The sequence below is a fragment of the Paraburkholderia sp. RL17-373-BIF-A genome (assembly GCF_046030175.1).
Classification (GTDB): Bacteria; Pseudomonadota; Gammaproteobacteria; order Burkholderiales; family Burkholderiaceae; genus Paraburkholderia.
Map to the genome: position 1 here is coordinate 40,970 of NZ_JARESO010000015.1, position 12,773 is coordinate 53,742.

Here is a 12,773-nt window from a genome sequence, read left to right on the forward strand (position 1 = left end):
TATCAACCGCAACATTGACAAACCCGGCAGTCATTTTGAAGAAAACCCTGGAACAGGCTCTCGCTCTCGCTTCGCCGCGCATTGTGCCGCGTCGCACGACACCGTTGAGCACGCTGATTCATCTGAGTGTGGTCGTCTTGTGGCTGCTGCTGTTCGCGCGCGCCTTCTTTCTGCAGGGCGCGCTGGCGTGGTCGACGGGTATCGCCTACGTGGTGTACGACACCTTGCTGCTTGCGTTTGTCACGTGGAAAACGCTGCCGTTGATGCGGCGTGCGCCGTCGCTCGAGCCCGAGTTCGAACGGCGCAGCTTGCCGAGCATGGGCGTGATCGTCGCGTCGCATAACGAAGCGACGGTGCTGCCGGTCACGATCGCCGCGCTGCTGCGGCAAACGCACGGGCCGGCGCAAATCGTCATTGCCGACGACGGTTCCACCGACTCGACCCGCGAGTTGCTCACCGGGCGCTTCGGCCTTACCGCGGCCGCAGACGGCGTGCTGAGCGCGCCGAGCGCGCTGTATCCGAATCTGTTCTGGCTGCGTGTGCCGCACGGCGGCAAGGCCCGCGCGCTGAATGCCGCGATCACCGTGATGACCACGGAAACGGTCATGACCGTCGACGCCGACACCTTACTCGACGACGACGCCACCTACGCCATGCGCGCCGCTTTCGCGAGCGAACCGAAGCTGGTCGCCGCGGCCGGCATTCTGGTGCCGGTGTGCGGCAAGTCGGTGTCGGGGCGCGTGTTCCAGTGGTTCCAGACCTACGAGTACATGCGCAACTTCATCGCCCGTTTCGCGTGGATGCGTGCTGATAGTCTGCTGCTGATTTCGGGCGCCTTCGCGTCCTTCAAGCGCGACGCGCTGGTCGACGTGGGCGGCTTCGATCCGCAGTGCCTCGTCGAAGACTACGAGCTGATTCACCGGCTGCGCCGCTATTCGGTCGACCACGGCCTCGACTGGGACGTGCGCGTGGTCGGCGAGGCGCATGCCCGCACCGACGCGCCGGACAATCTCGCCAGTTTTCTGCGTCAACGGCGCCGCTGGTTCGCGGGCTTCCTGCAGACGCAGTACTGGAACCGCGACATGACCGGCAATCCGCGCTACGGCACGCTCGGCATGCTGATGCTGCCGGTCAAGGCGATCGACACCATGCAGCCGATCTACGGCCTGACCGCGTTCGCGCTGCTGCTCGCCTTCGTGTTCGGTGGCCATGGCGCGATCGTCGTGTCGATCTTCAGCGTGATCGGCCTGAAAACGGCGATCGACCTCGCGTTCTATTTGTGGAGTATCCATTTGTACCGGCGCTGGACCGGCGAGCGGGCCGGCACCAGTTTGTGGATGGCGATGCTGGCGGCGGTTGCCGAGCCGTTCACGTTTCAGCTGGTGCGGCACGTGGGCGCCGCGCTCGGCTGGCTGCATTTCCTGCGCGGCGGACGGTCGTGGGGCGTGCAGCGCCGCTCGGGGCTGGTGGCACACGACGAGAGCTGACGCGGCGCGTCGTCTCTTCAGGAGAGTAGTGGGAGCAGGACGGTGCGCTTGCGCGAGCAGGCGCCGCAGTAGGTGGTTGCACGGTCCCCGAACCCATACGGCGTCGGGTTCTAGTAGACTGGCGACGATGCCGCCCGCAATTTGCAGGGCGCAACCTTCTATCCGCCCGTGCACGGAGACCCACCTATGCATGCTGTTCCCCCGCTAGAACGAGACACCGTCGATGTAACCGTCGATGCGTCGCCTGCCCAGGCCGCATCGCAGAAACCCGCTCACATGCCGGGCCAGGCCGCCAACGACGCACCGGTGCGCGATCTGCGCCGCGTCGGTATTCACCCTGACTACTGGTATCCGCTGGCGTGGTCGCACGAGGTGAAGCGGGGCAAGACGCATGGTGTGACGTTCGCGGGCGAGCCGATCGTGCTGGCGCGCACGGAGTCCGGCAAGGCGTTCGCGCTGGAGGACCGCTGCGCGCATCGTCAGGTGCCGTTGCATCAGGGCGTGGTGGATGGCGAATCGATCCGCTGCGGCTATCACGGCTGGACTTACGACTGCTCGGGCAAGTGCATCGACGTGCCGTACCTGGGCCGCGACCGTTTGCCGAACGGCGTGCGCTCTTACCCGTGCCGCGAAATCGAAGGCCTGATTTTCGTTTTCCCCGGCGACGCGGCGCTGGCCGAGCAACGGCCGCTGCCGGCGTTCGGCTCGGTCTCGGACAAGAAGTACAAGACGCGCCGCTTCGGCCGTCCGGTGAATTGCCACTACTCGTTCATGCACGAGAACCTGATGGACATGAACCATCAGTTTCTGCATCGCAGGCAGATGGGGCAGATGCGGGCGCGTTCGCTCGGCCGGCGGCGCGGCGAGGGCTGGGTCGAAGTCGATTACACGTTTGCGCGCATGGCCGGCCAGCAGCCGATCGGCGAAGCGATCGTGTTCGGCCAGAGCCGTAAAACCGGCGGCGACAACGACAAAGACGTGATGACGATCCGCACCGAGTATCCGTATCAGACGCTGCAGATCCGCACGTCCGAGCAGACGCTGGTAATGGATCTGTGGATCGTCTACGTGCCGCTCGATCGCGAGCAGCGCACCAACCGCACGTTCGGGCTGCTGTCGATTCGCAAACCCGGTGTTCCTGGCGTGTTGAATCTCGCGTGGCCGCTGCTGGTGTGGTTCACCGAGCGCATTTTCAAGGAAGACCGGGAGATCGTCGAAGCCGAACAGCGCGCCCACGATTCGCAGGGCGCGGACTGGAATCACGAGGTGTTTCCGGTCATCAACGATCTGCGCGCGTTGCTGCGCGAGAACGGCGCGCCGGATCAGGTGGTGGGTGCCGGCACGGGCGACACGGCTGTGATTCGCTTCTGGGATTCTCGTCACGGCAACCCGTTGGCGAAGAGCTGATTCTCGGGTCGTTTTGACGCCGGGCGCATGATGTGAGTGGCGATCTGCCCGGCATGTCCGCACCAGGAATCCGCACGAAAACTTTCCCCCTCAAGGGGAATTAATCCATCTCCCGACGGTAGGGAATACCGGGCGATCGAGCGGCGATAATGGCAGCTAATGCACGGCGGTTTGCGCTAATCGACATGCGCTGGCCGCGGACGCGTGTACCATTTCGCTTTTTCCGATCTTCAAGAATAGCCCGTGACTACGCAACAAATCCCTACCGCACCCCGTAAATCCCTCACTCTGCTGCAATTGCTGGGCCTCATCGGCGCCGCCGGCCTGATTGCCGCGATCGTGTTGAACCAGTTCGTCTGATCTCCACGCGAAGCCTCTGCGCGACGCTTCCGACCCATGCCGGCACGTCCCTAAGGAAGTTCTTCCTGGGACGCGCTGCCGGCTTCATCGATATTCCGATTTACCATGTACAAGAAGGGCGTAGCCGTAGAAATCCAGTTTTCTCCCGAGCGGCTCAACGACGGCGCGGGCGATCCCTATTGGATCGATCTGACGCAGGCTGAAGCGCAGCGGCTGCTGGAAAGCTTGCAGGCGCGCCTCGCGGAAACCGGCGTGGGCACAGCCGCGCCGTTGGTGGTGAGCCTCGATGACACGCCGGCGTCGCACGCGGCTGATGCGCCGCACGCGGCGGAGCCTGCCGCTTCGGCGGACGACTTCAAGCAGTGGGTCTGCGTGATTTGCGGCTGGGTCTACGACGAAGCCGCAGGTTTGCCGGAGGAGGGCATCGCGCCGGGCACGCGCTGGGCGGACGTGCCGGCCGACTGGCGCTGCCCGCTTTGCGACGTGGGCAAGGAAGATTTCGCGTTGGTCGAGTTTTAAGCCCGGCCAACGCACGACATACGCCTAAGTTCAGCCCGCTCCTTCCGGAAAATCCGCGCCCAGCGTGGTGGCTTCCCACGCATCGAAATCGCCGCGCATGAAGTCCAGCTTCTTGCGCGCCAGTTCGAGCGCGGTCTTGCCGAGCAGCAACCGCAGCGGCGGTGTGTCCGACAGCGCGGCGTCGATAATGGCCTGCGCGGCGCGCACCGGGTCGCCTGCCTGTTTGCCGCTGCGCGCCTCGGTCTGCTTGCGGCGCTCACCGGCCGTGGCAGCATAATCGTCGATTACCGTGGCCGATTGTTTGATCGACGGGCCCGCCCAGTTCGTGCGGAACGGTCCCGGTTCGACGATCAACACGTCGATGCCGAGCGGCTTCACCTCCGTCGCCAGCGATTCGGATAGACCCTCCACCGCATATTTGGTGGCGTGGTAATAGCCGGTCGCCGCGAAACTCGTGATACCGCCGATCGACGACACATTGACGATCAAGCCGCTGTGCTGCTCGCGCATGATCGGCAAGACCGCCTTCGTGATGTCGACGAGGCCGAACACATTGGTTTCGAACATGGCGCGGACTTCGTCGTCCTCGCCTTCCTCGATCGCGGCCAGATAACCGTAACCCGCGTTGTTGACGAGCACATCGATGCGGCCGAAACGCTGTTTCGCTTGCGTTACAACTTCGTCGATCTGCATGGGGTTGGTCACGTCGAGTGGCAGAACCAGTGCGCGATCGCCGTGAGCTTCGGCGATATCTTTCACTTTCGACGCGTCGCGTGCGGTCACCACCGCGCGCCAACCTCGCTCCAGCACCAGCTTCGCCAACTCGCGGCCGAAGCCGGTGGAACAACCTGTGATCAGCCAGACGGGATTGTCTCGATTCATCATTTGGGAAACTCCTGTTGATGGTCTACGACATGTAAAAACTCATGCGGCGCGAAGGCGCTGTGCGTCGTTCGCGTCCGCAATCGGTGTGCTGCTGTGTTTAGCTTGAAGCGTGCCCGGATTCTTTCGGTGGAGGTCGGCGATTGCCCGCGCGTTGATTCGCGAACAAAGCGCTCACTGCTGCTTGCGTCCGGTGTGGGATTTCAATTGTAGCCGCAGCGCGGCGGCTTCGCTTTGCAACGCTCGAACGAACGCGCCGGCCAGCGGATGACCCGGACGATGCTCCGGCTGAATCACGCTCACGCGAAACGGCAACGACACGGCGAGCGGCCGGATATGCAGATGGCGACCCACGAAATCGAGGGCTGTCAGCGGATTGACGATCGCGAGGCCAAGCCCTTGCCGCACGAAACTGCACACGGAGACGGCAGTGGGCGTCTCGACGATCTGGCGGCGCGCGATTCCTGCTTGCGCGAAGGCCTCGTCGATCTGAATCCGGTACGGATCGTTCGACGACAGGCTGATGAACGGCTGATTGGCGAAATCCTTCAATGCGATTACTCGCTTGCCGAGCAACGGATGCTCGTCGGGCAGCACGCACACTTCATCCACTTCGAGCAGCGGCGTCAGGCGCGTGCCCGCCGGCGGCGCGCCGTGTTCGGTCAGGCCCAGATCGTAGCGCTGCGCGGTCAGCCATTCCTCGAGAAACGGCGACTCCTGGGTCGCGATCGACAAACTTGCGCCCGGTTGCGCGTCGTGAAAGCGCTTCGCCGCGCCCGGCAGGATCGAATGCGAAAACGCGGGCAACGCGATGACGGAAAGCTGGCCGCCCTGGAATTCGCGCAGGCTCGCAGCGGTGGACGCCACACGTTCGAGTCCGACATACGCGCGCTTGATCTCGTCGAACAAGGTGAGTGCGGACAAGGTGGGACGCAATCGACCATTCGTGCGCTCGAACAATGCAAAGCCGATGCTCTGTTCCATGCGCGCGAGTTCGCGGCTCACCGTGGGCTGCGAGGTGAACAGCATCTCGGCCGCTTTGGTGACGCTGCCCGCGGTCATCAGCGCGCGGAAGACTTCGATATGCCGATGTGTAAGCGCCATGATGGGTATATCAAAAGTGAATGGGCATACCAAGAATTGGTATTTTACTGAATGACGCGTTTTCCGCATCATGTCGCTCACACCAACATTTCGATATCGAGAGACGGGAACCGTGACGCCATTCAATCCGCAACAACTCGTCGAACTCGCCCACGAGCACGGCACGCCGCTGTGGGTCTACGACGCTGACGTAATCCGCAAACGCATTGCCGAATTGCGCAGCTTCGATGTAATCCGGTATGCGCAGAAAGCGTGTTCGAACCTGCATATCCTCAAACTGATGCGCGAGGAAGGGGCGATGGTCGACGCGGTCTCGTTGGGTGAACTCAAACGCAGCCTAGCGGCAGGCTTCACGCCTGATGGCGATCCCGAAGGCGTCGTGTTCACGGCGGACCTGATCGATCATGCGACGCTCGCCACCGTGATCGAGCATCGCATCACGGTCAATGCGGGCTCGCTCGATATGCTCGAACGGATAGGACGGCATACGCCCGAAGGTCATCGCGTGTGGCTGCGGATCAATCCGGGCTTCGGTCACGGGCACAGCAACAAGACCAACACGGGCGGCGAGCATAGCAAGCACGGTATCTGGCTCGACGATGTGCCGCACGCGGTCGAGCTGATCCGGCGCTATCGCCTGAAGCTGGTCGGGCTGCACATGCATATCGGTTCGGGCGTCGACTATGGGCATCTGTCGCGCGTCTGCGATGCGATGGTCGAAGCCGTGAAGGGCCTGGGCCACGATATCGAAGCGATTTCCGCGGGCGGTGGTTTGTCAGTGCCGTATCGCGAAGGCGAGCCCGATATCGACGTCGCGCACTACTTCCGGCGTTGGGACGCGGCGCGCCGGCAGATCGAAGCGCATGTCGCGCATCGCGTGAGGCTGGAGATCGAACCGGGACGCTTTCTGGTCGCGCAATCGGGCGTGCTCGTCGCGGAAGTTCACGCGTTGAATCGACGCCCCGCGCAACAGTTTGCTTTGGTCGATGCCGGATTCAACGATCTCGTACGGCCATCGTTTTACGGGAGTCATCATGAGATGACGGTGCTGAAGCGCGACGGCTCGCCGAGCGAAGTGCCGGTCGATTCGTTCGCAGTGGCCGGGCCGCTGTGCGAAGCCGGTGATGTCTTCACACAAGCCGCAGGCGGTGCCATTACGAACCGCTCAATACCGATGCCCGAAGTGGGCGACTTCATGGTGTTTCACGATGCAGGCGCCTACGGCGCGTCGATGTCCTCGAACTACAACAGCCGGCCGCTTGTGCCCGAGGTGTTGCTCGAGCATGGCAAGCCGCGATTGATCCGCCGGCGGCAAACTGTCGATGAGTTGCTCGCGCTCGAAACGTCGGCCTGATTTCAGCGCCACTTCAATGCTGCATCAACGCGCCCGCACCGTGCGCGTGTACGAAGCGATCATCGTCGCGAGTTCCTGCGCGGCGGGTGTGAGCGGAATGGCCGCGCGCTGCAGCAGGCAGACGTTCTGTTCCACCGCGCGCTCGCGCACCGGAATGGCGGTGAGCGTACTCGCAAACGGCCCGCGCTTCACCACGATGGACGCTTCCAGCGACAGGCAATCCGTCGCGCTCACCAGATGCAGCGTTTCGTACAGGCCTTCCACCGTCGCGACGATTTTCGGCGGCGGCAGGCCGTGGCTTTCGAACAGATGGTTCAGGCGGTTGATTTGCGGATCGTCCGTGAGATTCGGCGAGCGCGTGGCCACCCACGTGCAATCGGCCAGTTCGGCCAGCGTGGTCGCACCAGCTTTCGGATGCCCTTGGCGGCAGACGATCACCGGATCGGACGGATACAGCGGCATCACCGAGAGATCGGCGGTATCCGTGTGCTTCGATACCAGCGCAACCGCGAAATCCAGCGTGCCTTCGCGAATCCACGAAATCATCATGCGCGAAGTGCCGGTTCGCAGATGCACCGCGACCCGCTCGAAGCGCGTGCGAAATTCCATCAGCACCGGCGCGAACGCATCGATCAGCGGTTCGGTGGTCATGCCGAAGGTGACCTCGCCGACGTAGTCGCCGCGCAGTTGCTGCACTTCCTGCTCGGCGCGTTCGCATTCGCCGATAATCGCGCCGGCGCGCTGCAACAGCCGTTGGCCGAGGGCAGTCAGCGCAATGCCACGATTCGTGCGGGTGAACAGGGTCGCGCCGAGCATCGATTCGAGATTCTGCAACTGCTGCGTGATGCCGCTCTGCGCGATGCCGAGCGCCCGCGAGGCCGCGCGGATGCTGCCATGCTCGGCCACGGCGGTGAACGCGCGGAGCTGGGAGATCGTCAACGCCATGAGGGCTGCCGTCCAGTGATCGGTAAAAGTGATCATGATAGTCCGAATGGGACTTCTTTGAGGCGCGGACGCGGCATAGGATAGCTCGGTCGTCATTCGCCCACCCACACTTCGTGCTCCCATGAAAATTCCGTTGATGATCTTGAGCGCCGCGCTGGTTTTCAGCAGTGGCGCGTTTGCCGCTGAGCCCACCACGCTGCGCCTCGGTATCGACCCGAGCTATCCGCCGATGGACGCCAAGGCGCCCGACGGCAGCTTCAAAGGTTTCGACGTCGATCTCGGCAATGAAATCTGCAAGCGCATCCACGTGCGCTGCCAGTGGGTCGAACTCGAATTTTCAGGGATGATTCCAGCGCTGCAGGCGCGCAAGATCGACGCGATCCTTTCGTCGATGGCGATCACGGAGAAGCGCGAGCAACAGATTCTGTTTTCGTCGAAACTCTTCCAGTTCAAGTCGCGGCTGATCGCGCGGCAAGGTTCGGCGCTCGCGGGCGGCACGAATGCGCTGGCGGGCAAGCAGATCGGCGTGCAGTCGGGCACGCAGTTCGAGGGCTATGCGCTGAAGAACTGGGCGCCGCTCGGCGCGCATGTGGTGGCGTACAAGAGTCAGGACGAAGTGTTCGCCGACTTGCAGAACGGGCGACTGGACGGCGCGTTGCTCGGTTCGGTGGAAGCGGACATCGGTTTCTTGCGTACCCCGGCGGGCAAGGGCTTTGCGTTTGTCGGCGAACCGCTTTCGATGGGCGATCGCGGCGTGGGCATCGGCTTGCGCAAGGACGAGACCGCGGTGCAGGCCTCCATCAACGCGGCGATCGCCTCGATGCTCAAGGACGGCACGTACGCGCAGATCGCGAAGAAGTACTTCGACTTCGATCCGTACGGCAATTGATTCTTCGACTTCCGACTTCTCTTCTACAGACTCCCGCTCATGAACAGGCAATCGATTCCGCTTCTCTCGCCGGCTATCGGCACGCACCGCGAACTGGTGTCGTTTCATTTCGGCCCGGCGAATAGCGGGCAGAAGATTTATATCCAGTCGTCGCTGCATGCCGATGAAACGCCCGCGATGCTGACAACCGTGTTGTTGAAGCGTCGTTTGCTCGAACTGGAAAAGCAAGGCGCGCTGAACGCGGAAATCGTGCTGGTGCCCGTGGCGAATCCGGTCGGGCTCGGGCAATACGTGCTCGGGCAGTTTCTTGGCCGCTTCGATCTGGGCAGCGGGAAGAACTTCAATCGCCACTTCCTGCAGTTCTCGAAGCTGGTCGCGCGAGCTAAAGAAACGCTGGGTTCCAATGCAGCCGAGAACGTGCGGCTAGTGCGAAAGTTGATTGCCGAGGAACTGGCCGATCAGAAACCGTTGACCGAGTTCGAATCGCTGCAACTGGCGTTGCTGCAACTCTCGTTCGATGCGGATGTGATTATCGATCTCCACTGTTCGCTCGAAGCGGCCATGCATCTCTACACCAGCGAGGCCGCGTGGCCGGAGTTCGAGCCGTTGTCGCGCTATCTCGGCGCACAGGCGTCGTTACTCGCCACCAATTCAGGCGGCGAATCGTTCGATGAAACGCATAGTCTTTTGTGGTGGAAATTGCAGCAGGAGTTGCCGGCCGATAAGCCGGTGCCCAACGGTGCGATCGCCGTGACCGTGGAATGCCGCGGGCAGCGCGACGTGTCCTATGAAGTCGCTCAGGAAGATGCCGACGCGCTTGTCGATTATCTGGTGTGGCGCAAGGCGATCAAGCTCGATGCCAAGCCCTTGCCGGAGCTACTGTCGCCTGCCACGCCGCTCGCCGGCAGCGAGCAGTTCTATGCGCCCGTAAGCGGGATTCTGATTCATCGCGCGAAGATCGGCGATACGATTCGCGTCGGCCAGGCGCTGTTCGATATCGTCGATCCGCTGACCGACGAGACCACGACGATCGCCAGCAAAACCGAAGGTGTGCTTTACATGCGGCGCGCGATTCGTTTCGTGACGGCCGGCGCGCCGCTCGGGCGTGTGACGGGTACGCGGGCCTTCAGGACAGGGGTTTTACTGGGCGCCTGACGCTACAGGCGCGCACTGTCATTCAGGCCGCGCCTGACTGCTTCCTTCCCACCAGATACGTCACACCATTCGGACCAAAGCGCTCCGCATGCGGCTTGTTCGCCGGCAAGTGGAAGACGTCGCCGACGCGATACGCCCGCACTTCGTCGTCCATGCGTATGCTCATTTCGCCTTCCAGGATCAGGGCCTTGGCTTCGAATGCATGCTCGTGAATTTCCATCTCGACGTTGGCCTCGCGCGTGACAACCACGGCGTCAGGGAAGCCTTCTTTCGTCAGGCTTTCGATGAATGCGTTACGGTCCATGATGTGCCCATCAGCAGGAAGTGGCGAAGACTGAATGTAACGCTATCCGCCATTTCGTGCAGGACGTCTTGCGCGACCACAACCTGCGCTGAGCTTCGGTCAAGCGCGCCGCCGAGGCGGCCGCCTGACCGGAGCCCTTTACCTTCAGCGGCCCTTAGTTCACCACCAACACCGGCGCAACCGCCGCTGGATCGCTAATGCTCGGACGCCCATTCTCGACGTGACCCGCAAGACGGCGCGAGAAGCTGGCGTCGTCATGACTCGTCACCGTCAAGTCGTACCAGTGATGGCTCGACGCCAGCACCCACGCTTCTTCGATATGCGCGCCGGCCGGCACCAGCACCGGACGCGGGCGCGCGCCGTACGCGTTGTCCGTCACCGTCAGACGCGCAATGCCGCTGCCCTTGTTGCTGAACTTCAGGAACACGTTGCCGTTCGCGGCGTCGTATTGCACCTTCACTTCCGGTTCCGCCGGTTTGTTGTTGCCGCGGCCGGCGGCGATCTGCGCGTTCTGCGCCGTCGACTGCTGCGTGTTGCCCGCAAACTTGCGCACGAAGCCATTCGGGCCGAACACTTCGAAGGTGTATACGCCGTTCGTCATCGTCAGATCGAACGTCTCATTGATCGACTTGCCCGCTTCGACGGTGTAACGCCAAGGACCGTCCGTGCGATTCGTCGCGTACATATAGAAGTGCGCGCCTTGATCGCCGGTGTTGCCGATCGAGATCTCGAACGTGTTCTTCTTCTCGTTGGCCTGGCCATTCACATGCAACTCGTACGGCAACGCGCGCGCGAAACGAATGCCGCTTTCCTGCGGATCGATAGCGCCCGGCGTCGCGGGCACGGTCGGCTTCGGCTGCGTTGCGCACTGATTGTCGGCGATGCTCTTGTAGTTGCTCGTGTCCGGCAGCGGCGGCACTTTCGAGTCCGGCGTGCGGAAGTCGAAGGCCGTGGTCAAGTCGCCGCACACCGCGCGGCGCCATGCCGTGATGTTCGGCTCATACACGCCAAAGCGCGCTTCGATGAAGCGAATTACCGACGTGTGGTCGAACACCTGCGAGCAGACAAAACCGCCTTTGCTCCAAGGCGACACGATCGTCATCGGCACGCGCGGGCCGAGGCCGTACGGCAGGCCGTCGGCGGTGTAGCTGCCGCCGCGCTGCGGATTCACCACGTTGTGAATTTCGCCTTCGGTGCTGACCGTCGACTTGCCTTGCGCGCCGGTCGTCGCCGGTTGCGGCGGCACGAGGTGATCGAAGAAGCCGTCGTTCTCGTCGTACATGATGAACAACACGGTCTTGCTCCACACCTCGGGATTCGACGTCAACGCATCGAGAATCTGCGAGGTGTACTCCGCGCCGTATGCGGGCGTATAGCTCGGGTGTTCCGAGTACGCGGCCGGCGGGCACAACCACGACACTTGCGGCAGCTTGTTGGCCAGCACGTCGGCCTTCAGGTCGTCGATGGTGCGCACGGTTTGCGCGCGCTCATACAACGGCGAACCCGGCTGCGCGTTGATGAAATTCGTGAAGTTCTGCAGGATGTTGGTGCCGTAGTTGCCGTTCAACGGATCGGCGCCGGTCAGCCCCTGCTGGTACACCTGCCACGAAATGCCCGCGGATTGCAGACGTTCCGGGTACGTGGTCCACGAGAGCAACTGATAATTCGGCGGACCGTCGCCGTCGACGAAATCGTTGTTGTCGAGCAGCGGTCCACCCAGCGTGCCGCTCGGATCGACCATGCCGGTCATCAGATACGAGCGGTTCGGGTGCGTCGGTCCCGGCAGCGAGCAGAAGTACGCGTCGCAGATGGTGAACGCATCGGCCAGCGCGTAGTGGAACGGAATGTCGCTGCGCAGGTGATAGCCCATCGTCATGTCGGTCTTGTTGGCGGGCCACTGGTCGTAGCGGCCGCCGTCGATCGCGGCATGAGTCTTGTACCAGGAGTGATCCAGATCGCCGACGCATTGCGCGCTGGTGGTCGCCGTGTTCAGATGGAACGGCAGAACCGGCTGGGTCGGATCTTCCTTCGACGGTTGATACCACACCGGCTTGCCGTTCGGCAGCGGAATCGGGAAGCGGTCGTTGTAGCCACGCACGCCGCGCATATGGCCGAAGTAGTGGTCGAACGAGCGGTTCTCCTGCATGAACACGACGATGTGCTCGACATCGCGGATCGTGCCGGTGCGCGAAAACGCGGGAACGGCGAGCGCATTGCGAATCGACTCGGGCAGCGCGGTCAGCGCGGCAGCAGCGCCGGCGGATGAAGCCACGGTCTGCAGGAAACGGCGACGGCTAGTTGATGTCATCGAATATCACCTTCTGCGGGGGGGAAGAATAGCGCGCCACGCGCGCCGGTGGAATTAGG

At 62.8% G+C, this 12,773-nt stretch carries 11 protein-coding genes; 6 read left to right on the top strand and 5 right to left on the bottom strand.

From position 1 onward, the window contains the following. The first annotated feature begins 35 nt into the window (after window positions 1-35). The 3 genes from P0D80_RS19825 to P0D80_RS19835 all read left to right on the top strand — a co-directional run bounded on the left by P0D80_RS19825 (window position 36) and on the right by P0D80_RS19835 (window position 3,773). Window positions 36-1,487 (top strand): glycosyltransferase family 2 protein, encoded by a 1,452-nt coding sequence (locus P0D80_RS19825; protein WP_408286176.1) that lies wholly within the window; start codon window positions 36-38, stop codon window positions 1,485-1,487. 186 nt (window positions 1,488-1,673) lie between these two features. Beyond that, window positions 1,674-2,894: a Rieske 2Fe-2S domain-containing protein gene (locus P0D80_RS19830; protein ID WP_408177540.1), complete on the top strand. Its 1,221-nt coding sequence runs from the start codon at window positions 1,674-1,676 to the stop codon at window positions 2,892-2,894. Window positions 2,895-3,359: 465 nt separating this feature from the next. Further along, entirely contained in the window at window positions 3,360-3,773 is a 414-nt protein-coding gene (locus P0D80_RS19835) for a rubredoxin (protein WP_408286179.1), read from the top strand. Between the two features lie 30 nt (window positions 3,774-3,803). Here the strand turns inward: P0D80_RS19835 and P0D80_RS19840 are convergent, their stop codons facing one another. Together P0D80_RS19840 and P0D80_RS19845 are read right to left on the bottom strand one after the other, a co-directional pair. Continuing rightward, window positions 3,804-4,658: an oxidoreductase gene (locus P0D80_RS19840; protein WP_408286181.1), complete on the bottom strand. Its 855-nt coding sequence runs from the start codon at window positions 4,656-4,658 to the stop codon at window positions 3,804-3,806. A gap of 171 nt (window positions 4,659-4,829) precedes the next feature. After that, window positions 4,830-5,759, bottom strand: a complete 930-nt coding sequence (locus P0D80_RS19845; protein WP_408286182.1) for a LysR family transcriptional regulator — start codon at window positions 5,757-5,759, stop codon at window positions 4,830-4,832. A gap of 70 nt (window positions 5,760-5,829) precedes the next feature. Here P0D80_RS19845 and lysA point away from each other — a divergent pair, with 70 nt between their 5' ends. Beyond that, complete coding sequence (gene lysA, locus P0D80_RS19850) at window positions 5,830-7,113, top strand: diaminopimelate decarboxylase (protein ID WP_408286184.1); 1,284 nt, start codon at window positions 5,830-5,832, stop codon at window positions 7,111-7,113. A 24-nt stretch (window positions 7,114-7,137) separates the two neighbouring features. Here the strand turns inward: lysA and P0D80_RS19855 are convergent, their stop codons facing one another. Continuing rightward, window positions 7,138-8,058 carry a LysR substrate-binding domain-containing protein gene (locus P0D80_RS19855; protein WP_408286357.1) on the bottom strand — a complete coding sequence of 307 codons (921 nt, stop codon included), beginning with the start codon at window positions 8,056-8,058 and terminating at the stop codon, window positions 7,138-7,140. A gap of 121 nt (window positions 8,059-8,179) precedes the next feature. Here P0D80_RS19855 and P0D80_RS19860 point away from each other — a divergent pair, with 121 nt between their 5' ends. Both P0D80_RS19860 and P0D80_RS19865 read left to right on the top strand, forming a co-directional pair. Continuing rightward, window positions 8,180-8,947 (top strand): transporter substrate-binding domain-containing protein, encoded by a 768-nt coding sequence (locus tag P0D80_RS19860; protein ID WP_408286185.1) that lies wholly within the window; start codon window positions 8,180-8,182, stop codon window positions 8,945-8,947. Window positions 8,948-8,986: 39 nt separating this feature from the next. Further along, the gene (locus P0D80_RS19865; protein ID WP_408286187.1) at window positions 8,987-10,102 is read left to right on the top strand and encodes a succinylglutamate desuccinylase/aspartoacylase family protein; all 1,116 of its coding nucleotides are present in this window, start codon (window positions 8,987-8,989) and stop codon (window positions 10,100-10,102) included. Between the two features lie 22 nt (window positions 10,103-10,124). Here the strand turns inward: P0D80_RS19865 and P0D80_RS19870 are convergent, their stop codons facing one another. Then, window positions 10,125-10,406: a cupin domain-containing protein gene (locus P0D80_RS19870; protein WP_408286189.1), complete on the bottom strand. Its 282-nt coding sequence runs from the start codon at window positions 10,404-10,406 to the stop codon at window positions 10,125-10,127. Between the two features lie 154 nt (window positions 10,407-10,560). Beyond that, window positions 10,561-12,714: a phosphocholine-specific phospholipase C gene (locus P0D80_RS19875; protein WP_132379198.1), complete on the bottom strand. Its 2,154-nt coding sequence runs from the start codon at window positions 12,712-12,714 to the stop codon at window positions 10,561-10,563. Window positions 12,715-12,773 lie beyond the last annotated feature (59 nt).